Source organism: Pseudomonas sp. B14-6 (assembly GCF_013260315.1).
Taxonomy (GTDB): domain Bacteria; phylum Pseudomonadota; class Gammaproteobacteria; order Pseudomonadales; family Pseudomonadaceae; genus Aquipseudomonas; species Aquipseudomonas mandelii.
Window position 1 is genome coordinate 558,333 of record NZ_CP053929.1, and the last position, 24,848, is coordinate 583,180.

Annotated in this window: 26 protein-coding genes; 11 read left to right on the top strand and 15 right to left on the bottom strand. The window is 59.0% G+C overall.

The features are described 5' to 3' along the window. Positions 1–26 precede the first annotated feature (26 nt). From HP062_RS02575 to HP062_RS02590, 4 genes are all read right to left on the bottom strand, one after another. Positions 27–770 carry a hypothetical protein gene (locus tag HP062_RS02575; protein WP_172790763.1) on the bottom strand — a complete coding sequence of 248 codons (744 nt, stop codon included), beginning with the start codon at positions 768–770 and terminating at the stop codon, positions 27–29. A 254-nt stretch (positions 771–1,024) separates the two neighbouring features. Further along, complete coding sequence (locus HP062_RS02580) at positions 1,025–1,273, bottom strand: hypothetical protein (protein WP_083376984.1); 249 nt, start codon at positions 1,271–1,273, stop codon at positions 1,025–1,027. Positions 1,274–1,462: 189 nt separating this feature from the next. After that, positions 1,463–1,888 carry a hypothetical protein gene (locus tag HP062_RS02585; protein WP_077750125.1) on the bottom strand — a complete coding sequence of 142 codons (426 nt, stop codon included), beginning with the start codon at positions 1,886–1,888 and terminating at the stop codon, positions 1,463–1,465. A gap of 172 nt (positions 1,889–2,060) precedes the next feature. Beyond that, positions 2,061–3,737, bottom strand: a complete 1,677-nt coding sequence (locus tag HP062_RS02590; RefSeq protein ID WP_010459519.1) for an MFS transporter — start codon at positions 3,735–3,737, stop codon at positions 2,061–2,063. Positions 3,738–4,070: 333 nt separating this feature from the next. On the opposite strand from HP062_RS02590, the gene HP062_RS02595 reads away from it, so the two are divergent. Next, positions 4,071–4,739 (top strand): ATPase, encoded by a 669-nt coding sequence (locus tag HP062_RS02595; RefSeq protein ID WP_172790764.1) that lies wholly within the window; start codon positions 4,071–4,073, stop codon positions 4,737–4,739. A gap of 275 nt (positions 4,740–5,014) precedes the next feature. Here HP062_RS02595 and HP062_RS02600 read toward each other — a convergent pair whose 3' ends face one another. After that, positions 5,015–5,896, bottom strand: coding sequence for a serine hydrolase (locus HP062_RS02600; RefSeq protein WP_172790765.1), 882 nt, complete (start codon positions 5,894–5,896; stop codon positions 5,015–5,017). 113 nt (positions 5,897–6,009) lie between these two features. Here HP062_RS02600 and HP062_RS02605 point away from each other — a divergent pair, with 113 nt between their 5' ends. Then, positions 6,010–6,798, top strand: coding sequence for a DeoR/GlpR family DNA-binding transcription regulator (locus tag HP062_RS02605; protein ID WP_010459523.1), 789 nt, complete (start codon positions 6,010–6,012; stop codon positions 6,796–6,798). A gap of 203 nt (positions 6,799–7,001) precedes the next feature. Here HP062_RS02605 and yghX read toward each other — a convergent pair whose 3' ends face one another. Further along, positions 7,002–7,889, bottom strand: coding sequence for a YghX family hydrolase (yghX, locus tag HP062_RS02610; protein ID WP_172790766.1), 888 nt, complete (start codon positions 7,887–7,889; stop codon positions 7,002–7,004). Between the two features lie 58 nt (positions 7,890–7,947). Next, entirely contained in the window at positions 7,948–8,793 is an 846-nt protein-coding gene (locus HP062_RS02615) for a LysR family transcriptional regulator (protein ID WP_083376979.1), read from the bottom strand. 143 nt (positions 8,794–8,936) lie between these two features. On the opposite strand from HP062_RS02615, the gene HP062_RS02620 reads away from it, so the two are divergent. Together HP062_RS02620 and HP062_RS02625 are read left to right on the top strand one after the other, a co-directional pair. Then, on the top strand, positions 8,937–9,884 hold the full coding sequence (locus tag HP062_RS02620) for a DMT family transporter (protein WP_172790767.1): 948 nt from the start codon (positions 8,937–8,939) through the stop codon (positions 9,882–9,884). 478 nt (positions 9,885–10,362) lie between these two features. After that, positions 10,363–10,722, top strand: coding sequence for a DUF6124 family protein (locus HP062_RS02625; RefSeq protein ID WP_010459527.1), 360 nt, complete (start codon positions 10,363–10,365; stop codon positions 10,720–10,722). A gap of 951 nt (positions 10,723–11,673) precedes the next feature. On the opposite strand, the gene HP062_RS02630 is transcribed toward HP062_RS02625, so the two are convergent. After that, positions 11,674–11,937: a DUF2790 domain-containing protein gene (locus HP062_RS02630; RefSeq protein ID WP_010459529.1), complete on the bottom strand. Its 264-nt coding sequence runs from the start codon at positions 11,935–11,937 to the stop codon at positions 11,674–11,676. Between the two features lie 175 nt (positions 11,938–12,112). Further along, positions 12,113–12,526 carry an ester cyclase gene (locus tag HP062_RS02635; RefSeq protein ID WP_172790768.1) on the bottom strand — a complete coding sequence of 138 codons (414 nt, stop codon included), beginning with the start codon at positions 12,524–12,526 and terminating at the stop codon, positions 12,113–12,115. Positions 12,527–12,627: 101 nt separating this feature from the next. On the opposite strand from HP062_RS02635, the gene HP062_RS02640 reads away from it, so the two are divergent. Further along, positions 12,628–13,416, top strand: coding sequence for a LysR family transcriptional regulator (locus HP062_RS02640; protein ID WP_256666079.1), 789 nt, complete (start codon positions 12,628–12,630; stop codon positions 13,414–13,416). A gap of 148 nt (positions 13,417–13,564) precedes the next feature. Here HP062_RS02640 and HP062_RS02645 read toward each other — a convergent pair whose 3' ends face one another. After that, positions 13,565–15,328, bottom strand: a complete 1,764-nt coding sequence (locus HP062_RS02645) for an L-lactate permease (protein WP_102595342.1) — start codon at positions 15,326–15,328, stop codon at positions 13,565–13,567. A gap of 243 nt (positions 15,329–15,571) precedes the next feature. Here HP062_RS02645 and HP062_RS02650 point away from each other — a divergent pair, with 243 nt between their 5' ends. Beyond that, entirely contained in the window at positions 15,572–15,808 is a 237-nt protein-coding gene (locus HP062_RS02650) for a hypothetical protein (protein ID WP_010459533.1), read from the top strand. Positions 15,809–15,839: 31 nt separating this feature from the next. Here the strand turns inward: HP062_RS02650 and HP062_RS02655 are convergent, their stop codons facing one another. Next, a complete protein-coding gene (locus HP062_RS02655) occupies positions 15,840–16,691 on the bottom strand; it encodes a CAP domain-containing protein (RefSeq protein ID WP_010459535.1) in 852 nt (283 codons plus the stop codon). Between the two features lie 166 nt (positions 16,692–16,857). Between HP062_RS02655 and HP062_RS02660 the strand changes: the two genes are divergently transcribed. The 3 genes from HP062_RS02660 to HP062_RS02670 all read left to right on the top strand — a co-directional run bounded on the left by HP062_RS02660 (position 16,858) and on the right by HP062_RS02670 (position 19,586). After that, on the top strand, positions 16,858–17,478 hold the full coding sequence (locus tag HP062_RS02660; protein ID WP_172790769.1) for a cell wall hydrolase: 621 nt from the start codon (positions 16,858–16,860) through the stop codon (positions 17,476–17,478). Positions 17,479–17,585: 107 nt separating this feature from the next. Next, positions 17,586–18,524, top strand: coding sequence for a GlxA family transcriptional regulator (locus HP062_RS02665; protein ID WP_172790770.1), 939 nt, complete (start codon positions 17,586–17,588; stop codon positions 18,522–18,524). An 87-nt stretch (positions 18,525–18,611) separates the two neighbouring features. Next, complete coding sequence (locus tag HP062_RS02670; RefSeq protein WP_172790771.1) at positions 18,612–19,586, top strand: nitrilase-related carbon-nitrogen hydrolase; 975 nt, start codon at positions 18,612–18,614, stop codon at positions 19,584–19,586. 166 nt (positions 19,587–19,752) lie between these two features. On the opposite strand, the gene HP062_RS02675 is transcribed toward HP062_RS02670, so the two are convergent. From HP062_RS02675 to HP062_RS02690, 4 genes are read right to left on the bottom strand one after another with little or no spacing between them, the layout of a single operon-like run. Next, positions 19,753–20,451, bottom strand: a complete 699-nt coding sequence (locus tag HP062_RS02675) for a dienelactone hydrolase family protein (RefSeq protein WP_010459541.1) — start codon at positions 20,449–20,451, stop codon at positions 19,753–19,755. 37 nt (positions 20,452–20,488) lie between these two features. After that, positions 20,489–21,112, bottom strand: a complete 624-nt coding sequence (locus tag HP062_RS02680) for a glutathione S-transferase family protein (RefSeq protein ID WP_010459543.1) — start codon at positions 21,110–21,112, stop codon at positions 20,489–20,491. A gap of 53 nt (positions 21,113–21,165) precedes the next feature. Further along, positions 21,166–21,681 carry a DoxX family protein gene (locus HP062_RS02685; RefSeq protein ID WP_172790772.1) on the bottom strand — a complete coding sequence of 172 codons (516 nt, stop codon included), beginning with the start codon at positions 21,679–21,681 and terminating at the stop codon, positions 21,166–21,168. 57 nt (positions 21,682–21,738) lie between these two features. Continuing rightward, positions 21,739–21,942, bottom strand: coding sequence for a hypothetical protein (locus HP062_RS02690; protein WP_077750139.1), 204 nt, complete (start codon positions 21,940–21,942; stop codon positions 21,739–21,741). A gap of 393 nt (positions 21,943–22,335) precedes the next feature. Here HP062_RS02690 and glsB point away from each other — a divergent pair, with 393 nt between their 5' ends. After that, a complete protein-coding gene (gene glsB / locus HP062_RS02695; protein WP_010459549.1) occupies positions 22,336–23,244 on the top strand; it encodes a glutaminase B in 909 nt (302 codons plus the stop codon). 84 nt (positions 23,245–23,328) lie between these two features. Then, positions 23,329–24,831, top strand: a complete 1,503-nt coding sequence (locus HP062_RS02700; RefSeq protein ID WP_172790773.1) for an aldehyde dehydrogenase family protein — start codon at positions 23,329–23,331, stop codon at positions 24,829–24,831. Positions 24,832–24,848 lie beyond the last annotated feature (17 nt).

A 24,848-nucleotide genomic window follows, 5' to 3' on the forward strand; every position in this document is an offset into this window, starting at 1 on the left:
CCGCGAGGTTGCCCCCGGTGCGACGATTACACGGTTTTCCATGCACCGCCTTCGTAGAGACGGGTTGCTGCGTTAGCGACAGTCAGGTCGATTTCGATGGCCTTGGACCGCGACGTGCTGAACATGGTGCTGGTCTGCACGTTCTGCTCGAACCACACGAGAATGGTCTCGACAGGGGTCAAAACAGTGTTGCCGGTAACCACCTGGTTGATGGCGACGTAGATCGGCGTGCTGACCTGCGTGCCGTCGATGCCGACTGACAACTGGTTGATGCCGGGGTGGATCGGGCCGTATTCGTTATCCAGGGTAATGGATATGTCTGGGCCGCCGGTTACCGCCTGGCCCAGCAAGCCTTCCGGGCTGAGTATCGATTGTTGCCCCAGGCCGATCGTGACGATGTTGGTCGACACCTTCACCGTCACGTCAGCCTGAAAAGTATTGGACCCGAACAGTTGGTATTGCGGGGTCCAGCTGAAGCCGTTGTTGCTCAGGTACTTATCATAGGACTGCCAGACAACGTTATAGGCTTCGTTGCCGACTTTCTTGGCGAAGCACAGCTTGTAGCCTGACTGCTTGAGAAGGGTCAGGTCATCGGCTGCGATCTCGATCGTGACGGACTTTTGCGTGGCTGCCAGGGTTGACGTCAACACCTTGCAGTAGTCCGACGTTTTCAGAGCCGTGGGGGCAATGCTCTGGAACGACTTGAGGGCCTCTTGCACATCATTGTGAAGTTGCAGAGCTTGCTTGCTTACAGCGCTCGACTTACTCATGGCTTTCCTCTTCCTTGGTTGTGTTGGGCAATCAATGAGCAGCGGGCAGCGAATCCGACAAGTGATCGGGCAGCACCCTCTAAACACATTGACGGCTTCACGGTAGGCGCAGGATTCAGGGCGGCGAAGTGTCTTGGCGTTACAGCGGGGAGGGCGGTTAAACCAGCAAGGTAACAGCCTGCGTAACCGGGTTGTATCAAGGGAATCTGTGAGTTGAAACAGCGGAGCGGCCGTGCGACCGCCCCACCGTGGCTTCATGCAGTCGGGCTACTCACCTTCGCGTCGGCCCAGACGAAGTTCCAGCTGGTTCGTTTGCCCTTGGCAATCTCGATCAGCTTGTTCTCATATACGGTGTGATTGACCGTGCCGGTGTAAGTCAGCTTCCGGGCCGCGTTGGTCCCGGTGACTTCCCCGGGTTCGCCGCCAGATTCAGTCATGGCCTTTTTCATATCGGCTTCCGACGGGGCGCTGCTCTGGTTTTTTTCAACGGTTACGAAACTCATGGTGTCACCTCTTCCGTGATGGGGGGATCGGCGGACAGTCGGGTCGAGACGTTCTCGACCCGGCCAACACACCGAAGCCAATACTCTATTGGCCCGCCGGGCACCGCAGAAGTGACAACACGGTCGGTAAGGTAACACCGCGGATACAGCGAATCGCACGATGTAACGGCGACGTATCAGCCAGTGGCATCATTTCGCTTTCCAGTGTCCACCGCCCGATTCGCAATCAGTCTTCGATTGGGCCAAGTGTTCCGCACCGTAGTAATACGTGGTGACCTGGGCGTTGTCGGGGATGTTCAGCGACTTGCTGTTCTTGTCCTTGCTGGTGGAGTGAGGGTTGGCCAGGGATTCCTGGGTCAGGGTCGCGATGCAGGAGGCCTGATAATGGTCGTCGCACTGGTCGACTTTTTTCTTGGTGCTGGTGAGCATGTCCTTGCTCTCGTTGCTGCATGACCAATCGATGGCATTTACCGGCATGCCTTCGTACTCATAGCAACTATGGGACTCGACCACCGGAACGGATGGGCTTTGGGATCGGGTCAGGACGTCACAGCCTTCAGCGAATACCAGCGTGGGGCTCAGGCTGGCGAGCAGAAACAGCAGTCTACGGTTCATCGGGAATTCCTCTCCAATGGCGCTGCTCGTGATCAAAGATCGGCGCTTATGGAGTTTCGAAAACACGATGAGGCGTGGGGTTCAATTCGTTTTTGAGCCGCGACGGCATTTAATCCATCTGCGTGCATTAAAAAGGCCTGCCCTCTCGCTCACGAGAGGGCAGGTGCCCGTTTTATGTGTGATGAATCTCCCGATCCTTGGTTTCCGGCATGAAGAATATGCCCAGGACGGCGGTCATCACGGCGATGACAATCGGGTACCAGAGGCCGTAGTAGATATCACCCGTGGCTGCGACCATGGCGAACGCCACCGTCGGCAGGAAGCCGCCGAACCAGCCGTTGCCGATGTGGTAGGGCAGCGACATCGAGGTGTAGCGGATGCGCGCCGGGAACAGTTCCACCAGCCAGGCGGCAATCGGTCCGTAGACCATGGTCACGTAGATCACGAGGATGGTCAGAAGCAACAGCACCATCGGGTAGTTGGTCTTGGCCGGGTCGGCTTTCTCGGGGTAACCGGCTTCTTTGAGGGCGGTGCCGAGAGTGGCGGTGAACGCGTCGTTCTTGGCCTTGAAGTCGGCGGCCGGCATGCCGGTGCCCTCAAAACTCTGAAGCACTTTGTCGCCGATGCGCACCTGCGCGACCGTGCCCGGTTCAGCCTTTTCGTTCTTGTAGGGAATGGCCCGTTTGGCCAGCACGGTCTTGGCGAGGTCGCAGGAACTGGTGAATTTGGCCTTGCCCACCGGGTCGAACTGGAACGAGCACTGGTCGGGATCGGCGATCACCGTGACCGGGTTCTTCTCCTGCGCGACGAACACGTCGGGGTTTCCGTACTGAGTCAACGCATGGAAGATCGGGAAGTAGGTCAATGCTGCGAGGATGCAGCCGGCCATGATGATGCCTTTGCGGCCGATACGGTCGGACAGGCTGCCGAAGATGACGAAGAACGGCGTGCCGATCAGCAGCGAGCCAGCAATCAGCAGGTTAGCCGTCTGCGCGTCGATCTTCAGTGTCTGCAGCAGGAAGAACAGCGCGTAAAACTGCCCGGTGTACCAGACGACGGCTTGGCCGGCCGTACCGCCGAGCAGGGCCATGATCACGATTTTCAGGTTATCCCAGCGGGCGAAGGATTCGGTCAGCGGCGCCTTGGAAGACTTGCCCTCAGCCTTCATTTTCACGAATACCGGTGATTCGCTGAGCTGCAAGCGGATGTACACCGACACAATCAGCAGCAGGATCGACAGCAGGAACGGAATCCGCCAGCCCCAGGCCTCGAAGGCTTCGTTGCCCAGGATCGTCCGGCAAGCAAGGATCACCAGCAGCGAAAGGAACAGGCCCAGGGTCGCGGTGGTTTGAATCCATGAGGTGAAATAACCGCGTTTGCCTTTCGGCGCATGCTCCGCGACGTAGGTCGCCGCGCCACCGTACTCACCGCCCAGCGCCAGGCCTTGCAACAGGCGCAAGGTGATCAGGATGATCGGCGCCGCCACGCCAATGGTCGCGTAGCCGGGCAGAAAACCGACGACGGCGGTGGAGACACCCATGATCACAATGGTGATGAGGAACGTGTGCTTGCGTCCGATCATGTCACCCAGGCGCCCGAACACGATGGCGCCGAAGGGACGCACCGCGAAACCCGCAGCGAACGCGAGCAGCGCGAAGATGAAGGACGTTGTCTCATTGACCCCGGCAAAGAAATGCTTGGCGATAATCGCGGCCAGGGAGCCGTAAAGGTAGAAGTCGTACCACTCGAACACGGTGCCCAGGGACGAGGCAAAAATGACCTTGCGCTCCTCCTTGGTTATACCGCGTTGGGGCGCGCTGCCCGTGGAGGTGTTGTCGATTGCGGCCATGAGTCTTCTCCGTCGTTCTTGTTATAGGCCGGAGTACCTCGTTACCTTTCTTGCCGCACCCAGGCCCTTGGGCTGATGTCGTCGGATTACGGATTGCACGAAGCATGCACACAGGTTGACCGCCTCGCATCGCTGCAAGGTTTCTTGAAGCATAATCGGCTTCACGCAGATATCCACTCGACGTCACTTCTCACCCCACGGAGTCACGCCTGACGCCTCGGTACGCAACCATTCGTTTAATCAATAATCACCATCAAGGAATGCAAGTTCTGTTTTTTTGTCATGAGAGGAGGATAGCGTCATACCAAAGTCGCCTCTGAAGGAACCTGCGCGATGAGAATCTCTACCTTGCTGGCCCTTGTCGCCGTATTGACCGGCAGTGTTGCCGCCACCGTGCCGGCCTACGCGGCCGACCCGTCCTGCCATTTCCTGCCGATGGGCGACAGCCCCGCGAGCTTGCAACCCACTCAGTCGGTGGGCGTGCTCTACAGCGAAAACACCCTCAACACGATCGAATACCTTGAGCAGTACCATTCGGTCGCGCTGAATGGGGCGAAGAACCCGGCGCTGGATTCGCGCATCAGCAGCGCCTTCGTCAACAGCTCCGATCCGAAGCGGGCGATCAACTGGCTGATGGGATCGCTGCAAAAACAATTTGCTTCGGTGACCGTCTACGACAATCTCGACGCCCTGGTACAAGCCCATCCCGATGTGGTGGTGATGCTCGACACCTACAACCGTCTGGTGTCCAAGCGCAACAAGCAGGTCGAAGCGCGATTCCTCGCCAAGTTCTACGACTCGAACCTGCAATACATCGGCAAGGCTGAAGGCTCACGTGAGCAGCAGATGCCTTCGGTGTGGGTGCATGGCAAAGCTGCCCCGGAAATTGCTGCGCAAATCGACCAGCAAAATGCGGTGCAGGTGAATGCGTTGAAGCAGTTTGATGCGTCGTTGAAGGCGTTGGTGACGTCTGGTAATGGGGCGCAAGTCGCCAGTTACTGATGCACATTCAACGTGATCAATAACTTACTTGTGAATTCCACACATTGAGATGTGACCGCTTCTGTACCTGTGGCGAGGGAGCTTGCTCCCGTTCGGCTGCGCAGCCGTCGTAAATCCAGTGCACGCGGTTTATCTGAATGATCCGGGTTGCGGATTTTGGGTCCGCTTCGCACCCCAGCGGGAGCAAGCTCCCTCGCCACAGGATATTGGTGAGTTGAGGCATCGAGGTCTCAACGCTCCTTTTTTGAGGAAGGGCGGTCAGGTGATTTTCAGGTTTATTCAAGTGCCGCGCATATCAGGTGGCGCACGACCTCGGCCTCCACAGCCCCTTCGTTGCCGCTTTCATCAAAAACCGCGCAACTCGCCGTGCTGTTTCCACCAATGCAGCGGTAAACCGCAATGATGCTGCCCGGTCCGACTCCCGTGTGACCACTCAAGGTCAGGCCACTTTCCACCATGCCCTGCATCAGACCGAGGCCGTATCCCGGAGCAACCCAGGGACGCCCAGCGATCGGTCCGCCCAGCGTGCGTACCGTTTGCATCTCCCGCAGCAGTGATTGCGGCAACAGATGCCCGTCCAATAGACGATCCAGACACAGGGCCGCTTCAACAAGCGGGCCGACCAGCAAACCGTGATAAACCCAGCCCGGGTCGTAAGTCGAAGCCGCTCCCATGTTGACGTACGCCAGATCGGCGCGGGTCGTGGCGAGGCGGATGCGCGATAAACCGAGCGGGGCAAACACGCGTTGCGTCAGCGCTTCTTCAAGTCTCAGCCCGGTGACGCGCGCAATGAGCCTGGCGATGAACAAGTAGCCGACGTTCGAGTATCGCCAGCCGTCTCCGGGTGCATAACGTAACCTGGTCGCATCAAGACGCTGCAGCATTTCGGCGGCTGACCACGGTGTCTCATGGCGCGCGACGGCGGTGTGGTAATCGGCGAGTTCACTGTAATCCGCCAATCCGGCTTCATGCCGCAGCAGTTGACGCAACGTGAACGGGCCTTCAGGCACTCCCTCATCCAGACCGATCAATCCATCACGCACCAGCGACAACGCTGCGGCGGCGAGAACCGTCTTGGTGAAACTCCACCAGGGCACGGTTACGTCGGGCTGCTCAGGCGTGAGGAGTGAACCGTTTGAGACAAGGGCGAAGGGCATGGGCTGACTGCTCTGGGGGAGACGCCGGGGAGTTTGCCAGAAAACAAAACCGCGATTGTGTTTACGCAACGGTTTGGCTAATCTCGCACAAACACGCAAACTCAGGCATAAACATGCAAGATCAGCATTCGGCCACCGAGCTTCCTTCCGTGCGCCGGCAAAAAATCCTCCTGATCCTCGAGCGCGACGGCAAGGTCATGGCCTCGGAATTGAGCCAGCATTTCGCCGTTTCGGAAGACACCATTCGCCGCGACCTGTCGGAGCTGCACAGCGCCGGCCTGGTGCAACGCGTGCACGGTGGCGCGTTGCCTCGGCCCAAGGATACGGGCAAGGATTTCCTCACTCGGGTAGGTGAAACCGACGAGGTGAAAGTGCACCTCGCGCAACTTGCCGCGCGACACGTCCGGGATGGTCAGATCGTGATGTTCGATTCGGGGAGTACCACGCTGCAGATCGCCCGGTCCTTGCCTTCGACTATTTCCATCACGGCCATCACCACATCGCCGTTAACCGCGATTACCCTCGCGGAATACCCAGGCATCAAGGTGATTCTGGCGGGTGGGCAACTTAACCTGGCGACGATGTCGGTCAGCGGTCACGAGACCGTGCGCTTGTTGCAAGGCATCAAGGCTGACGTGCTGTTTACCGGGGTTTGTGCGATTCATCCGGAGGTCGGCATCAGCTCGCTGCATTTTGATGAGGTGCCAGTGAAGCAGGCGCTGTTTGACAGTGCCTCTCAAGTGATCGCCGTCACCACGGCGGACAAATTGGGTGCGGTGGAACCGTACATCGTCGTGCCGTGCTCACGTTTGCACACCCTGATTACCGAGCGTCACGTGGCGTCAGGCGACATCGACGACTATCGCAAGCTGGGAATCGAAGTGGTGCAAGCGCACGCCTGAGCGGTCAGCCATGCCCCAGGGCAATCGCAAACGACACCACGATCAAGCACGCAAACGCAAAATTGATGTTCATGAAGCTTTCGCCCGAATAATCAGAAGTGGCGCCATCCTGGACTCGCCGCTTAAAAATAAGAAATTCGGCTTCATGATTTAAAAGATCGAAGCAATTGATAACGGTGTAGCCCACACCTGCAAACAGCAGCCTAAACCAGGTATTTGTTGAACCAGGCCACGGTCCTGTCCCACGCGAGCTTCGCAGCGGCTTCATCGTAGCGAGGCGTGGAATCGTTATGAAAACCGTGATTGCAGCCTGCGTAAATGAATGCCTCGTAAGTTTTGCCCGACGCTTTCAACGCTTTCTCATACGCCGGCCATCCTTCATTGATGCCCTTGTCCAGTTCGCCGTAATGCAACAGCAGCGGCGCCTTGATTTTCGGCACATCCTCAGCTTTTGGCTGACGGCCATAAAAGGGCACGGCCGCCGCCAGTTCCGGGTAGGCCACCGCCGCCGCATTGGAGACGCCACCGCCATAGCAGAACCCGGTGATGCCGACCTTCCCCGTGGTCTTGTCATTTTTCATCAACCAGTCAATGGCGGCGAAAAAGTCATTCATCAGCTTTTCCGGATCGACAGTCGCTTGTAACTCCTTGCCTTTTTCATCGTTGCCCGGATAGCCGCCCACCGAACTCAGGCCATCGGGTGCGAAGGCAATAAACCCCGCTTTGGCAACGCGCCGGGCGACGTCCTCGATGTAAGGGTTGAGCCCACGGTTTTCATGCACGACCAACACCGCCGGCACCTTGCCGGTGGCTTTGGCCGGGCGCACCAGATAGCCGCGGACATTGCCGTGGCCCTTGGGTGATGGATAGGAAATGTACTCGGGGAGGATGTCCGGGTCGGTGAATTCAACCTGCTCGGCGAGCGCGTAGTTCGGGCTCAGGGAGGCGAGGAGGGCGCTGGCTGTCAAACCGCCCAGGGTGAACAGCGCCGCTCGATCAAGAAACTCGCGCCGGTTGATCTTGCCGTGGGCGTAGTAGTCGTAGAGCTCCAGCAGTTCCGGGGCGAAGTCTTTGGCGGTGAGACGTTCCATGGGGCACTTCCCGTTGGTTCAGGATCTGAATCAGTAAAGCAGCGTTTGGCGCACTGACTCAGTTTTCGAAACAGGACGCCAGAAAACTCATCACCGCCTGCACCGACGGGGTGTGCCGGATGTCGCTGTGGACCACCAGCCACACTTCACGCGCCAGCCCCGCGCCCACGGTCTCCATCGCTTGCAATCCGTAGTGCTCGCCAAGGAAGTACGGCAGTGCCGCAACGCCGGCGCCTGCCTGGGCAATGGTTGCCTGGATGTTCAGATCATTGCTGCGCAGCAGGATCGGCCGATCCCCCGCTTGTTGCTTGAGCCAGATCTGTTGCGGGGTTTGCTCCATGGTCTGGTCGTAAGCGATGAACGCCAGATCTTCCGGGGCGGTCTTGGACAAGTAATCTGCCGAGCCGTACAGGTTGAACTGCACCGTCGCCACCTTGCGCGCCACCAGGTCCGGCTCCTTGGGGCGGCTCAGGCGCACGGCAATATCGGCTTCGCGCCGCGACAACGAAGCGCTGTCCAGACTGCCGATCAACTGCACAGACAGTTGCGGATGCAGGGTGCGCAACGCCTTGATTCGCGGCGCTATCAACGCGCAGGCCAGGGCGGGCGGGGCACTGACGGTGACTTCGCCGGTAAAGCTTTCCTGCCCGGCGAGCGCCGAGCGTTGCACCGCGAAGGACTCGCTTTCCATGCGCTGCCCGAGCTGGGCAATTCGCTCGCCGTCCTCGGTGATGACATAGGAACGAGGGCGCCGGTCCACCAGCTTGAGGTTCAGCGAACTCTCCAGCGCGCTGATGCGTCGCGCCACGGTGGCGTGGTCGACCTTGAGCTTGCGCGCCGCCGCCGACAACGACTGCTCGTGGGCGAAGACGATGAAGTAGCGAAGATCCTCCCAATCGAACATGGGCGTTTTCTCACATGAAGGGTGAATAAATGGGGGATTTTGCCCCACCGCCAAGCCTGCAAGAATTCTTCTACACCTGACAAGCAGGTCTGAAGCGCGCCGTGTGCGGCGTGTTCATCGCACGACTTGACGAGGAAACAGCCATGTCCAAATCAACGCCTCTCGCGTATGCCGGCATCGTCGGCGCCACGTTTTTCTGGGGCACCAACTTCAATGCCGGTGCCTATATCATCAAGAGCATGGCACCGATCAGCGCGTCCATTGAGCGCTTTGCCATTTCTACCCTGTTGCTGTTGCTGATTTTCGGCCTGGCGGGCAAGTTGCGCCTCACCACGCTGAAAAACAATCTTGCCGCGTTTATCGGTCTGGGCCTGCTGGGCTTTACCGCGTTCAACCTCGCGACCTTCTTCGGCCTGCAAACCACCACGCCCATCAACGGCGCGCTGATCCTGGCGACCACGCCGCTGTGGACCATGATCTTCGCGGTGCTGCTGGAAGGCGAACGCATTGATCGCGGCCGCGCCATCGGGCTGGTGCTGGGATTGCTGGGCGTGGGCCTGGTGATCACGCGCGGGGATATCCAGGTGCTGCTCGGGCTGAAAGTGGCGACCGGCGACGCGATCATTCTGGCCGGCAGCATCGCCTGGGCAGCTAACATGGTCGGCACCCGACGCTTCGTCAAAGACTCGACACCGCTGGAAACCACCACGTTTTCGATGCTGTTCGGTGTCATTGGCCTGATCGTGTTGGGCTTCATCTATGAAAGCCCGATGACCTCGATCAGTACGGCTTCGCTGTCTGTGCATGGAGCGGTTTTCTACTTGGCGATCTGTGGTTCGTTGATTGCCTACTTGCTGTGGTTCAAAGGCATTCATGCGATCGGTGCGGCGCGCACGTCGATCTTCTTCAACCTGGCGCCTGTGTTCACCATGCTGGTGTCCTCGATACTCGGTGTGCTGCCCAATGTGTGGCAGTTGCTGGGGGCGGGCGGCGTGATTCTTGGGGTGGTGTTTGCTTCGGGGTTGGTGTTCAGCACGACGCAACCCTCGGTGGTGAAGGTCCGTACTGGCCTGGCAGATAAGGCCGCCTGATCCCCCCGCCAGCTGCTACAGATCGCGTTTTGGCTTACATGATTTTTCGAACTCGGCAGCTCAAATGCTTCGTCGATTATCGAGGTTTCGTCTGGTGTGGGAAGCACGCGCCACGTCAATAAACATCGCCGCAGATTTTTTGTTTAAAACCTCCAAAGGTTACGTCCTGAAAGCTACAAAACCTTGCGCCGTTGCCTACGGCTGCGCCAGAATCCGCCGGCTTGTGCGCCTTGGGGTCACTCGGTAACTTGATTCGTGTCACTGCCCATCAGTGATCGGGTTTAGCAGCCCGGGATATCTCGGCTGAACGTGCATCTGTTATGCAGGTATTTCATTGCCTGTACTTAATGGTAGCTGTACGTAGGGCGCCCTTGGGCGCGCCGGATTGCTGAGTGTCCCGGTCTGCTAACCTGCGTGCAGTTGCCACCCTCTTCGTTTAGCAGCAGGAGGGATGGCACACCATTAGGACACTCAGCAAATGATAAAGCCTTCACCAAATCCGCCTGACACCGATCCGGCCTCCCCATACGAACCCGATTCAAAGAAGCTCAATGAGGCCGCCGAGCGGGCTCTCGATTACCACTTTCCATCGAACGCCGACATCAAAGCCACCCCGCGAACACGCAGCACCCTGTTTTCCGTAGACCCTGAGACTACGGTCGAAACCCTGGCGGTTTATTTGGTCGAGATACTGGCGTCGGTTGACGTGATGGTCCATCAGTTGGTGGATCATTTAGAGGGGGAATCGCGCTACGCTTTGCTGGGCATTTCCAACAGCATCATGGTGGCGGAGATCACGGCGAATCGGGTGTTGGATAAGATCGATCTGCCTAAGTAGGTGCTGTCTTCTGTGAGTAAGTAGCGGACGTTGGGCTGTGCAGCGGTGCCTTTTTGGGGCCGTTGCGCGGTCTAGCGGGAGCAACCTCTCTCACCACAGGTTTCTCGGTGCTTGGTGTTTCTGCTAGCTGTCTGGCGTTTGGGCTTGTACGTGATGTGATTAGTCTGGACGCCGCGTTATCGTCCTTCGCAAGTAAGTTTTGCTCCTACAGGGGCGCGTTGTGAGAAAGCGGTTATGCTGCCAACCAGGAATGGGTAGTCGATGGAGTGGTTGGTGATTGGGGGGAAGTTGAAGCGTTCAAGCTATTAGCCAGGCATACTTAACTCGTTTCTCAGAAGAGTGCGTCGCGACTGTTTCTAATATAATTTCAATGGTGTTACGTCGAAAAGTTATAAACAACTGTCATTTCTTACAGGTGATATTGAACAGTTGTCGATTTAGGATGAAGCCTCTATGAATAGATGGAGCTATTGAAATGCCATACTCACAAGATTCGTTCACTAATATTGCCGTCGACACCCCTATCGATGTTCAAACACCTACTAGCCATGAGGGCAGTTTTAAATCTGCTACTGCTACTAAAGTGGTTATGCACTGGAAGGGAAAGCTGAGGGAGTTTGAATATTGGGAGATTAAGCAAGTTAATGTCGGGGTTCTATTGGACGACTTTTTGAGGGAGGATGGAACCGTATGGACACGACCTGATCATGACCTGTTAGTACGATCACCCATATGACTATTTGATCACCACCAAGCTGCATCATCGCCGCGTATTGTTTGTTGCTGTTGACCCAGTCCAGAGCTGGCGGTGGTGCGGGTGGCTTGTTGCAGGTGTTGGTGGCCGGCGCCTGATCTTCATTAATTCGTCGTAAAAAAAGATCCGCTGATGCAATGCAACAGCGGGTCAATTGGCTTTCCGTTCAATCCGGCTTTTGTTGTACAGCCCCCCATTCAGTTTTGCTCTTCACAGGCCTGGGCCATTTTGAAGTAGGTAAAGGCCTCGACATTTCCGGAGGTGTCCAGATAAGTGAGTTTGGCGCTGACCACTTCGCAATCGGCGGAACGAGGCTCCTCAAGGGAAATGACTTTCGCCACGTGGATCGGCATGCCATAGCGATAAGGCTTGGCGGGTACATTGGGCGTGTCTGCAAACGCGTTATGGGTGAGTACTACCAGGGCAACAGCAGCACTGGCGAACAAAGTACGAGTATTCATGGTGTCTCTCCGGTTACTTCATATAGGTCGGCGGATACTGCAACGCCGACCCTTGCAGAAGACTTCTGACATCCATCACAATTTCAGGTGGACGCGCACCGTGTGGGGGAGTCAGGATCTGCAGAAGCAATATGAAAAAAGTTGCGGGTTTCATGTTTCACTTCAACTTGGCTACTCAGAGCCCGATCAGATCGCGATGAACTTCCAGCGCATTACGCTCCACCCAGTTATGCGCCAGCAGCCCGTCCGGTCGAACTTCCCAGACCGCAGTGCCGAGCATTTCAAAGGGGCTGTTACACGTGCGGCCACCAATAAAGCCCTGGTTCTTTCCGGCCAGTTTCCAGCGGGAAGCGACGCGAGTGCCTTCGGCGTTCTGAAACGTCTCGATACTGCTGAATTCGAAGTCTTCGATCTTCGACAGAAAGACACCGATCCATTGAATAAAGGCATCGCGGCCGACGATATCCATCCCGCCAGACGTGATCACAAAGTCTTCGGCTACAAAGCGCGCTGCGGCTTGCGGGTCCTTGGCTTGCCAGACTTCGCGCCAGAAACTTTCAACAATATCTACTGCTTTATTGACTGCCATTTTCGAACGCCTCGTATTGGATTGAGTACGATGTTCGGCAATTGCTATCTAGAACACAAACGCATAAATTTAATGGCATCCAGTAGAAAGGCGAATCCATCATGCAAGCCAGCGACCTTGAGATCGACCTGCTTCGGGCGTTTATCGCCGTGGCGGAGACCGGCAGTTTCACTGCTGCTGCCGAGGTGATCGCGCGGTCGCAATCGGCAGTGAGCCAGAAGATCATCCGGCTGGAGGAGGTGCTTGGTTTTCGTGTCTTCGAACGCACCAGCCGCGCCCTGACCCTGACCCCGGACGGCGAGCGACTGCTGGCAGGCGCACGCCGAATGATGGTGCATTTCGACACCTTCATGCGGGACATCAAGGCGCCGGCGACCGTCACCCTGCTGCGCTTGGGGATCTCGGAAAACCTCGTGCCGACCCAGCTGCCCAAGCTGCTGTCGCGCTTCACCCAGTTGTATCCAGACATTCAACTCGAACTCACCACAGGCTTGAGCGACGACCTGCTCACCGACTACGAAGCCGGGCTACTGGACGTGGTTATTTCCAAGCGAAAATTCAGCTCCGGCACCACGCGAGGCCGAGTCATCTGGCGCGAGCCGCTGGTGTGGATTGCCGCGAAGGATTACCAAATCGAATCGTCGAAACCGGTGCGGTTGGTGATGATGCGGCCGCCCTGTGCGTACCGCGCCATCATGATCGAAGCCCTGGCCACGGTCGGGCGGGAATGGGCATCCGCGTGCCTGGCCAGCAATTTGATGGGGGTGCAGGCGGCGGTTGCGGGGGGTTGGGGATTACGGCGTTGGGAACGTCATTTTTGCAGGAAGGGATGCGCATACTGGAACCGTCGCAGAAGTTGCCGACTTTACCCAGCACCGAGGTGGCGGTGATTGGTGATGATGTTCGGACTCAGCATCTGGTGCAGCCGTTGGTGTCGTTGCTGACCGAGGGGTTGATGTCGGGCGGCCGTCTGACTTGATCCGCGCGTTTTTAAGCCCTGACCCGGGCGACTCGCCCGGGTCTGGGACCTTTTGACGTCTAGTGTCCGCCCACCACCATACTGCTGAACGGCGCCACATAAGCCTGCAACGTCACCAACCCACCGACCAAGATCGCCAGCACAATCGAGTGGAAGAACACATATCGCAGAATCTCCCCTTCATGCCCGTACCAGCGAGTCGCCGTGGACGCGACCACGATCGACTGGGCGTCGACCATTTTGCCCATGACCCCACCGGAACTGTTGGCCGCGGCCATCAGCACCGGGCTGATGCCCAGTTGCTCGGCGGTCACTCGTTGCAAGCCGCCGAACAGCACGTTGGAGGCGGTGTCGGAGCCGGTCAACGCCACGCCGAGCCAGCCCAGGAGGGTGCCGAACATGGGGTAGAAGATGCCGGTCGCGGCGAAGGCCAGGCCCATGGTGGCGTCGAGGCCCGAGTAGCGCGTGAGGAAACCGAGCGCAAGCATGGCCACGATGGTGATGAGTGAGTAACGCACCACCCACAGCGTTCGCAGGTATTGGCGGGCCAGTTGCGGGATGGAATAACCCATCAGCAGGCCGCCGACGATGGCCGCCAGGAGGATGCCGCTGCCGGTGCTGGTGAACCAGGTGAATTTGTAGACCGCTTCCTCGGTTTTTGCCGCGGGCACCACGGGCGGCACCTTTTCGATTTGCTGATGAATGGTGGTGAAGGTCACGATCGGGGCGAAGATCGGGTTGGCTTCGCGCATCGGTTTGCCCTGAGGGTCGAGCTTGGCCGAATTGGTGGCCGGATCGATTGCCGGGCGGGTATCGAACATGTTCTTGAAGCCCTGGGTGCCCCAGGCGAACACAAACACGGTGAGGATGATCCACGGCATCCAGGCGCGCATCACCGCTGGTTTGGCATCACTGGCGAAGGTCCCGCTGGCCTCGGGTTTTTGCTGATGCTCCTCGTCGATCTTCGAGTTGTCGACGCGCCCGGACAGGGCCGCCGAGGTGTGGATCGTGGCCGGTTTCCAGACCTTGAGGAAACCGGTCAGGCACGCCATGGATATCAGCGCGGCGATCACGTCCACCAGCATCGGCCCGTGGTAGTTGGACACCAGAAACTGCGGCACGGCGAAACTGACCCCGGCTACCAGAATGGCCGGCCAGATTTCCAGCATTTTGCGCCAGCCGGCAAAGGCCCAGATTAACCAGAACGGCACGAGCACCGAGAAGAACGGCAACTGCCGGCCGACCATCATCGACAGCTCCATTTCATCCAGGCCGGTGACCTTGGCCAAGGTGATGATGGGTGTGCCCAGTGCACCAAACGCCACGGGCGCGGTGTTGGCGATCAGCGCCAGGCCTGAGGCGGCCAGCGGCGAGAAGCCCAAGCCGATCAGAATCGCCCCGGTCACCGCCACCGGCGTGCCGAACCCGGCAGCCCCTTCAAAGAAGGCGCCGAAGCAGAAGGCGATCAGCAGCAGTTGCAGGCGTCGATCGTCGGTGATGCGCGCAAGGGAATCCTGCAGCACTTTGAACGAACCGTTTTCGGTGGTCAGCCGGTGCAGGAAGATGATGTTGAGGACAATCCAGCCAATCGGCAGCAGGCCGTTGGCGGCGCCGTAGAGTGCCGCCGAGCCGGCCATGTCCGCGGGCATGCCGAAGGCAAAAATGGCAATCAACAACGCCGAGCCAAGGGCCAGCAAGGCTGCCAGATGCGCCTTGATATGGAAAAACGCCAGGGATGCCAGCATCACCACCACCGGCACCGCCGCCATGATGGTTGAAAGCACCGGGTTACCAAAGGGATCGTAGATTTGCTGCCAGACCATGTTCCACCTCTGCTTTTTATTGTTGGTAGTGCAGGCCCCGGACGGGGTTGGTGGCATGGAGTATAGGTGGCATTACGCCGCTGTCCTGTGAGGTTTGTCGGCGTTAATACCTTGTATCAGTGTCCAGTCCTGACCCGGACGATCTTCTACTACGCTCAGAAAGAATGACGGCGCGAGCCCCGATCCAGGGCTTGCGCGTCCAATGCTCTGGCCCGATCCATTCACCACGAGAGGGAGACAGCGATGACTGAACGCCATGAGGAACACAAGGAAACGCTATCCAACGGATGCAGGATCGACGTGAAAGCCGAGATATTGAGGGACGGCTCCCTGAAGATGTTCATCGGTGTTTACCGGCCGGATGGCTCGGTCATAAAAGAGGACAATGACCCGCGTCCGCATCTGTTGGACATGGAGGACGCTTTGGCCTGGGCAGTTGAAAAAGCCAAAGACATCGGTAACCGCCAGCACACGTTGTAAGAGCGGTGAACCACCGCTCTGACCATCGCCTTTATTGCGTACCAAACATGGCTGTCCAGTAAATCCCGGCGTCACTCTTTGGATCAACCGCATAGGCCGCGCCCAGTTCGCGGAACTGTGGGTTCATCAGGTTGGCGCAATGCCCGGGGCTGGCCAGCCAGCCATCGACGACCTTGCGCGGGGTGTCTTGCCCGGCAGCGATGTTCTCGCCGATTTCCTGATAGGTGTATCCCGCCAGTTCAGCGCGATCCCCCGGTGTGCGACCGTCCTGGTCCTTGTGGTCGAAGAAATTGTTATTCGCCATGGCCCGGGTATGCGCTTCGGCCGCGGCCGCCAACGTCGCATTCCAGGCCAGCGGCGTGGTCGCGGCAAACGGTTGACCGCCGCACTGGCGCGGTTGGGCGCGGGCGGTATTGAGCAAGCCCAGCAACTTCTGGCCCTCAGCCGCGGCGTCACCCATGCGCGCGGTCAATTGCGGTCGCGCGAGCACAATGCGCCAGTCGCGTCCCTGGTGGCTGACACCGACGTCGATGAATTGCGGGTTCAGCACGACCTGGCAGAAGCTCTCCTTGATCGCCGTCATGGCGGACTGTGCATCACGCGGTCCGGACAACATAATCGCTTGCACGTTGGTCATCGGGTACGACGCTTGAGCCATGGCCTGCTGCAAGTCGACAGCTCCGCTGGGTGACAGGTTCAGGCGCGAATCGCTCGTCAGCGGCGGCAACACCGATGACGCCTGACCGGCGCAACGCTGTACCTGGCTGCGGTAAACGTTGATCGACTCGACCAATTGCGTTTCTTCGCTGGCCACAGCAGTGGCGGCGAACACCAACCCCAGTGGCAACACGGCAAAACGCAGAGCGGATGACAGGACGCGCATGGAAATCTCCCTTGAATTGACTGCGCCCATGATGCGCGATTCCACCCCATGCCGCGCAATGCCTTTTTGCGCTTTGTTGTCCGGCGGTTGACATGATTTGGCTACTACACTGAAGCCAAGTCGCCAAACGGGCGCTTCCCTCGACGCCAAACAGAGTGTCTCCATCATGTCCTTCAAATGGTCCGTTGCGTTCCTCGTGGTTACCCTTGTCGCAGGCCAGGTTATTGCCGACGACCAGCAGCAAAAAAAAGAAGTGGCTGAAGACAAGGCTCAGGTGCTTGAGCAAAAAGCCGCGGACAAGAGCGCCGATGGACCGGTGCCTAAATCCGAGGCGATCACCCAATCCGAAGTCCAGGCCGTCGATCCCGCCGGCAAGTCTCCGCTGGACGATGCAATAACCTGCATGGCCCGCTCCATCTACTGGGAGGCCAAAGGCAAGGACACCGACGACATGGCCGCCGTCGCCAACGTGGTCATGAACCGCCTCGGCCACGCTGGTTTCCCCGACACGGTGTGCGCGGTGGTCAAGCAAGGTTCAGAGACCAAGAGCTGCCAGTTTTCGTGGTGGTGCGACGGGCGCCCGGACACCGTCCAGGAAGAGACGCAATATGCCCTGGCCAAGGAAATCGCGCGCAAGGCGCTGAACAAGCAGCTCCCGGATCGCACCGGTGGCGCGATGTATTTTCATGACCGCACGGTGAAACCGGACTGGGCCAAGGAGTACATCAAAACCGCTGAAATCGGGATGTTCCGGTTTTATAAACCGCATGATGGTTCGGCGAAGTAGGTCCAGGCCATATCCTTATTTGACCAACGACTGGTTCCATTTCGAAGGAGGCAGGGTTCTACTACGATGGCTTGAAACACGTCATGCCACGTAATCGGACAGCCGCCATGCACAACATCGGACTCATCGTTTACCCCGGTTTCCAGGTGCTGGGCCTGGCCATGTGCGCTACCTTCGAGTTGGCCAATATGGCGGCCGACGAGCCGGTGTACAGCATTGCGCTGCTGTCGGAGCAGGGCGGCTCTGTAATGACGTCGGCCGGTTTTGGCGTGGAAACCCGCGCGTTTGACGAGCGTTCCTTCGATACGCTGCTGGTGATGGGGGACAACCTGATCCGGCCGACATCACCGGGCATGGTTAAGTTTTTGCGCAACGCCAGCCTGACCACCCGACGCCTGGGCTCGATCTGCACCGGCGCGATTGTGCTGGCGGAGGCGGGTTTACTGGATGGTCGGCGGGCCACGACTCACTGGTGTCATGCGTCGGCCTTGCAGCGGGCGTACCCGAAAGTGAAGGTCGAAGAAGACCGCATCTTCATCAATGACGGCAATATCTGGACCGCAGCGGGCATGAGCGCTTGCGTGGACCTCGCACTGGCGCTGGTGGAAAAGGATCTGGGCGCCCAGGTCGCACGTGTGGTGGCCCGGCAATTGGTGGTTTATCACCGTCGTGCGGGAGGGCAGTCGCAGTTTTCGGTGATGCTCGAACTCGAGCCCAAGACCGATCGCATCCAGGCCGCGTTGACCTATGCCAAACACAACCTCAAATCAACGCTGTCGGTCGAAGAGCTGGCCAGCGCAGCCAATCTCAGCCCACGGCAGTTCAGCCGGGTTTTCCATGCCGAAACCGGTCAATCCCCGGCCAAAGCCATCGAAAACCTGCGGGTGGAAGCCGCCCGGCTGATGATGGAAACCGGTCGGCACTCCATCGATGTGGTGGCCAGCGACACCGGTTTTGGTGATCGCGAGCGTATGCGTCGGGCGTTTATCCGGGCGTTCGGGCAGCCGCCGCAAGTGATCCAGCGCGCCAATCGGATCATGTCCTGAAAGGTGGTGTATTCGACATTTAAGACAAAATATGACTGCCGTAATCTAGATCTCGTTGAAGCCGTTTCCCTCAGTGAGATCACCACCATGACCCTCGTCAAAGCTGCCGCCGTACAAATCAGCCCAGTGCTCTACAGCCGTGAAGGCACCGTCAATAAAGTCGTGCAGAAGATTCTTGAACTCGGTGACCAAGGCGTTCAGTTCGCCGTGTTCCCGGAAACCATCGTGCCGTACTATCCGTACTTTTCTTTCGTGCAGGCGCCGTTCGAAATGGGCGCCGAGCACCTCAAGCTGCTGGATCAGGCCGTTACGGTCCCTTCGGACGCCACCGATGCCATCGGCGCCGCTGCCAAACAGGCCGGCATGGTCGTGTCCATCGGCGTCAACGAACGTGACGGCGGCACGCTGTACAACGCGCAGTTGCTGTTCGATGCCGATGGCACGCTGATCCAGCACCGGCGCAAGATTTCCCCGACTTATCACGAGCGGATGATCTGGGGCATGGGCGATGGCTCCGGGCTGCGCGCTGTCGACAGCGTGGTAGGGCGCATCGGCCAACTGGCGTGCTGGGAACATTACAACCCGCTGGCCCGTTACGCCTTGATGGCCGATGGCGAACAGATTCATGCCTCGATGTACCCGGGGTCGTTTGCCGGTCCGCTGTTTGCCTCGCAAATGGAAGTCAACATTCGCCAGCATGCCCTCGAATCGGCGTGCTTTGTGGTGAACTCCACAGCCTGGCTCAACCCTGAGCAACAGGCACAAATCATGGCCGACACCGGTTGCCCTATCGGTCCGATTTCCGGTGGTTGCTTCACGGCAATCATCAGCCCGGATGGTGTGGTGTTGGGCTCGCTGCAGGAAGGCGAGGGAGACGTGATCGTCGACCTCGACATGGGCCTTATCGACAAGCGCAAACGCATGATGGATTCGCGCGGCCACTATAGCCGCCCGGAGTTACTCAGCCTGCTGATCGACCGCACGCCGACGACCCCTATGCATGAGCGCGGTGCTCATCCGCAGGTGCCAGTGATCGATGCTGTGGAAGAGATCAGCCGCTGATTGGCTTGAGACCGCGCCGCCCCCTTCGCGTACAGATCATGCGCCATATCAAAATGGGCGCATGAACTGTAGGAGCAAGGCTTGCCCGCGAAGAGGCCATCACGGTTGCAAACAAAAAAGGGACTTCCACGAAGCAATGGAAGTCCCTTTTTTTCTCATCTTGTCTTTACAGCTCCTGCCCCAAAAAGATCAACGTATTGCCATGGGCCTCAGCCGCTGCACGCTGGTTGTAACTGTCGCGGTGCGAGCAGTTGAAGCCATGCTCGGCCTCCGGGTACACGACGATTTCCACGTTGTCGTTGTTGTCGAAACGCTCGGCGATTTTCTCCACCGCTTCCAGGGGAATGTGGCTGTCCTGTTCACCGAAGTGCATCAGCAACGGCACCTCGATTTCATCGGCGCGGTCCAGGTGGTTCTGGATGCCGCCACCGTAGTAGGCGATGGCCACATCCACCAGGCCGTTAGTGGCGGTGAGGTAGGACAGCAAGCCGCCGAAGCAATAACCGATGGAAGCGATGCCTCCGTCCAGGCCCGGTTGCGCATCGAGCGCTTCGATGGCCAGTTTGATGTCGTCCTGCGCCTTGTCGATGTCGGTGGCGTTCATCAGCTCGACGGCGCGTTTCCAGCCCGCTTCGTCGTAACCCAGTTCGATACGGTGGCCGTTGCGCCAGAACAGGTCCGGCGCAATCACCAGGTAACCATCGGCGGCGTATTGCTCCGCGACCGAGCGGATGTGTTCATTCACGCCGAAGATCTCCTGGATCAGCACGATCCCCGGACCTTTGCGAGTATGCGGAATCGCCAGGTAAGCGCCGAAGGTGCCTTCGTCGCTGTCGATCTCGATCCATTGGGTGGTTACGCTCATGGTGGCTCCTGTCTACGCAAGTGAGTGAGGTTGAGGCTTATTTCGGCTGCGTGGCCTTGTAGCTTGGCAGAGACTGCATACGTTTCCACCATCCGTCGAAACCGTCCACCGAAAACACCTGTGGCGCATCCGGCGTCATCGCGATGTAGGCGCAGCCCGGTGCGAGGTAAAAGTCACCGATACTGGGTTCAAGACCGGCGATATATGGATCGGTGCCTTTTATTTTCATCAGCTCGCGCAACACCCGTTTCGAATGTTCGATCCCTTTGCGGCGCGCCTCTTCATTCTGACCGCCAATGAAGTCAGGAAAAAGATGGTAGCCGAACACTTGCACCAGATTGCCATAGCCATAGGCATCGTAGATGCCCTGGGCCATGTGAGTGCGAGCGCGGTCGTGGGCGTTATCCGGTGTGATGGACGGCCCGGGCAGGACTTCGTCCAGGTAGGCGATGATCGCGCCGGTTTCGATGACCCGGAAGCCGTCATGGTCGATGACGGGCACCTTGCCAAAAGGGTGCCGCACCAAATGTTCCGGCAGATGCGGCTCGCCTTTGATCACATTGACCTGCACCTGGTCGAAGTCCGCGTCTTTTTCCGCAAGCAGCATTTTCACTGTGCGCACATAGGTACTGCCGTCAAAACCGTAGAGAGTGAGGCTCATGGCGATTGCTCCGTTTTCAAGGGAGTGGAGGACGCGCCCGAGACTCTGGTCGGTCAATGCTGAGTGCGACGCCAGAAGAATCGAGCCAACAGTGCATCCAGGCTGAGCTTGCCGGCACCCGAGAGCAACAACGGCATCATGGCGGCGAGGTAGATCAGCGGCAGCTTGAAGTTGCCGTGACCCTTGTTGCTGATGGCGTAACCCTGGGCAAGCTCACTCAATGTAGACCAATCGGTCGGCCAGTGAACGGCAGCGGTCGCGACAATCGTGACGACGATCAGAACGATGGCCGACACCCGCGTTCCGAAGCCGACCAGGATGGCCAGGGCGCAAATCAGCTCCGCCCACATCGACAGTTCCCAGTTCAGCGTGGCGGGCACATGGTTGAACGGAAACGGGAAGGCGTCCTGGATGTCGGCGAACCAGTTCTCGCCGTTCCATTTTTCCAGGCCCGACTCGAAGAATTCCCAGGCAATGAACAGCCGCAGCGTCAAAGGCGCGAGCCAGCTGCCGGCACGATCAAGGTTTAGGTGCAGGCCTTTCACGGCCGATGAAAGTGAGGTGTTCATGAGCGTGATCTCCGTTCAGTCAGTAAGGCGGGGCAGCGGTTGCCCCGCGAAACAGGGTTATTCGCCAGCGCCGCACTTGCCTTCGCCACATTTGCCTTCAGCCGGTTTTTCCGCGGTATCGGCCTGGGCTTGGCTGTAGCCGTGGGCCAGTTGTTTCATGCTGAACGCTTCGGATTCGGAAGCCGAAGCCGCGTTGGACAGGGCCAGGCCACCGGCGATGATCAGGCCGAGGGTCAGGGAAGAAGTCGAGAGCTTGAACATGGTGATACTCCGTAGCGTTGAGTGAGTTGAGCGCTTTGATCGGCTTGGCCAATCGACACGCACAGTTCATCAAGCGGGTGTATCTGCGATGTGTCTTTGGTGCGGGGTTTTATGGATGGGGTGTGTCGCAAGGGCGTCTGTACACACTCCGATACACGGCCCCGACACCTTGAGCCTGTGCAAACCCCCTGTGGGAGCGAGCCTGCTCGCGATAGCGGTGTGTCAGACACCATCAATGTCGACTGACAGGCAGCTATCGCGAGCAGGCGCGCTCCTACAGGGGGGATGGGTGATGTTGAGATTGTGGTCGGGTCATCTGTGATCCGGCGCTCACCAACAGCGTCTAGCCTCCGTGTCCCCGCAATCCCACGGGGCGAGACTTCGGAACCCGGCATGCAAGCGCTGTTGAACGAGATCCTTGACGCCGTCCGGCCGCTGATCGGTCAGGGCAAGGTGGCTGACTACATTCCCGCCCTCGGCACGGTGCCGGCCAATCAGTTGGGCATTGCCGTGTATGGCAACGATGGCGAGCTGTATTGCGCGGGCGATGCCGATACACCGTTTTCGGTGCAGAGTATTTCCAAGGTGTTCAGCCTGGTGCAGGCCATCGATCACTCCGGCGAGGCGATCTGGGAACGCCTCGGTCACGAGCCTTCCGGGCAGCCGTTCAACTCGCTGGTGCAGCTGGAATTCGAGCGCGGCCGCCCGCGCAATCCCTTTATCAATGCCGGTGCACTGGTGATCTGCGACATCAACCAGTCACGCTTTGCCGCGCCAGCGTTGTCGATGCGCGACTTCGTCCGTCGCTTGTCCGGCAATCCGCAGGTGATGGTGGACGGCAAGGTCGCCGAATCCGAATACCAGCACCGCGCGCGCAATGCGGCCATGGCCTACCTGATGCAGTCGTTCGGCAATTTTCACAACGACGTCGAGGCCGTGTTGCGTAGCTATTTCAGCCATTGCGCGGTGCGCATGAATTGCGTGGACCTGGCCCGGGCGTTCTGCTTCCTGGCCAACGACGGGTTCTGCAAACACAGCGGCGAACAGATCCTGACAGCGCGCCAGACCCAGCAGGTCAACTCGATCATGGCCACCAGCGGGCTGTACGACGAAGCCGGCAACTTCGCCTACCGCGTCGGTTTGCCGGGCAAAAGCGGTGTGGGCGGGGGAATCGTCGCGGTGGTGCCGGGGCAGTTCACGGTGTGCGTCTGGTCACCGGAACTGAATGCCGCCGGCAACTCGCTGGCCGGCATGGCGGCGCTGGAATTGTTGAGCCAGCGAATTGGCTGGTCGGTGTTCTGAGGCATTCGGGCCTGAGCGGTTAATGACGCTCCCTGGATTTTCCTATACATTTTCCAGCCGCCCACAGCATGGTGAAACCGCTTCATGTCTCTTGCGCTCGAACGTCTAGTCGCTGGCACGCCGATCCCTTTTTCCGGTAATCGTGTCACTGTCGTCAGCCCCGAACTGGCCGCGCGCTTTCAGCCCGGGGACCATTTGCTGGTCGAGCAGGTCAGTGGCGAATTGTTGCTGATCCCGGTAGTTGACCAGCAAGCGGCCGCCGTCGCCATCGAGCGCGCCGAAGCGGCGTTCGGTGCGCTGTCCAGCGTCCCGGATCAGGCGATCAGTGCGTTCTTCGATCTGTTTGCCCAACGCCTGGAAACCCCCGAGTGCTGGGCCTTGATCGAGGCGGCCAACCTGGCCGACATCGAACGCGCCAAGGCCCGCGGGCGTTCCACCACGCGACTGCTCGCCGATGAACGCATGCGCCGCGACATGATCGCCGGCCTGCGGGCCTGGCGCGATGCGTCGGCGACTCGCGGCAAGGTCATCAGTTGCGTCGAGCACGACGGCTGGACGGTCGAGCAAGTGGTGTCGCCGCTGGGCATCGTCGCGTTTGTGTTCGAAGGCCGGCCGAATGTGTTCGCCGACGCCGCCGGTGTGTTGCGCACCGGCAACACCGCCGTGCTGCGCATTGGCAGCGATGCGTTGGGCACCGCTCAGGCCATCGTCACTCACGCATTGAACCCGGCACTCAGCGACGCCGGTTTGCCGAACGGCGCGGTGTCCTTGGTGGAAAGCGTCAATCACGCCGCCGGTTGGGCGATGTTCGCCGACCGTCGTTTGTCGCTGGCCGTGGCCCGGGGTTCGGGGCGGGCGGTCAGCCAACTGGGCAGCATCGCCCAACAGGCCGGCACTGCTGTCAGTCTGCACGGCACTGGTGGCGCCTGGCTGATCGCTGACAAAGACGCCGATGCCCAGCGCTTTGCTGCCGTGGTACGCAATTCACTGGACCGCAAAGTCTGCAACACCTTGAACGTCTGCCTGATCCAGCGCGACCGCGCCGCTGAGCTGGTGCCGTTGTTTCTCGACGCCCTCCAGCAGGCGGGCACCGCCCGGGGCCAGGGTTGCAAGCTGCATATCGTTGAAGGCAGCGAGTCGTGGTTGCCGACTGAATGGCAAACCGGCAGCGTTGAGGTGTATCGCGCCGAAGGCTACCAGACCGAGGCACTGGCCGAACCGTTGCCCGAGGAGCAGTTGGGCCGCGAGTGGGAATGGGAAGAAACTCCGGAAGTCAGCCTGAAGATCGTCGATGACCTGGACAGCGCCATCGCCTTGTTCAATCGCTACAGCCCGCAGTTCACCGTGTCGCTGATCAGCGAAGACGGGGCCGCGCATGAGCGTTTCTACAACGCGGTCAACGCGCCGTTTGTGGGCAACGGAATTACCCGCTGGGTCGACGGCCAATATGCGCTGAACAAGCCGGAACTGGGACTTTCGAACTGGGAGAGCGGTCGGCTGTTTGCCCGCAGTGCGATTCTTTCGGGAGACGGGGTGTTCACCATTCGCAGTCGCATGACCCAGACCGATCTGTCGGTAAAACGCTGACATTCCTGGCACAGGCA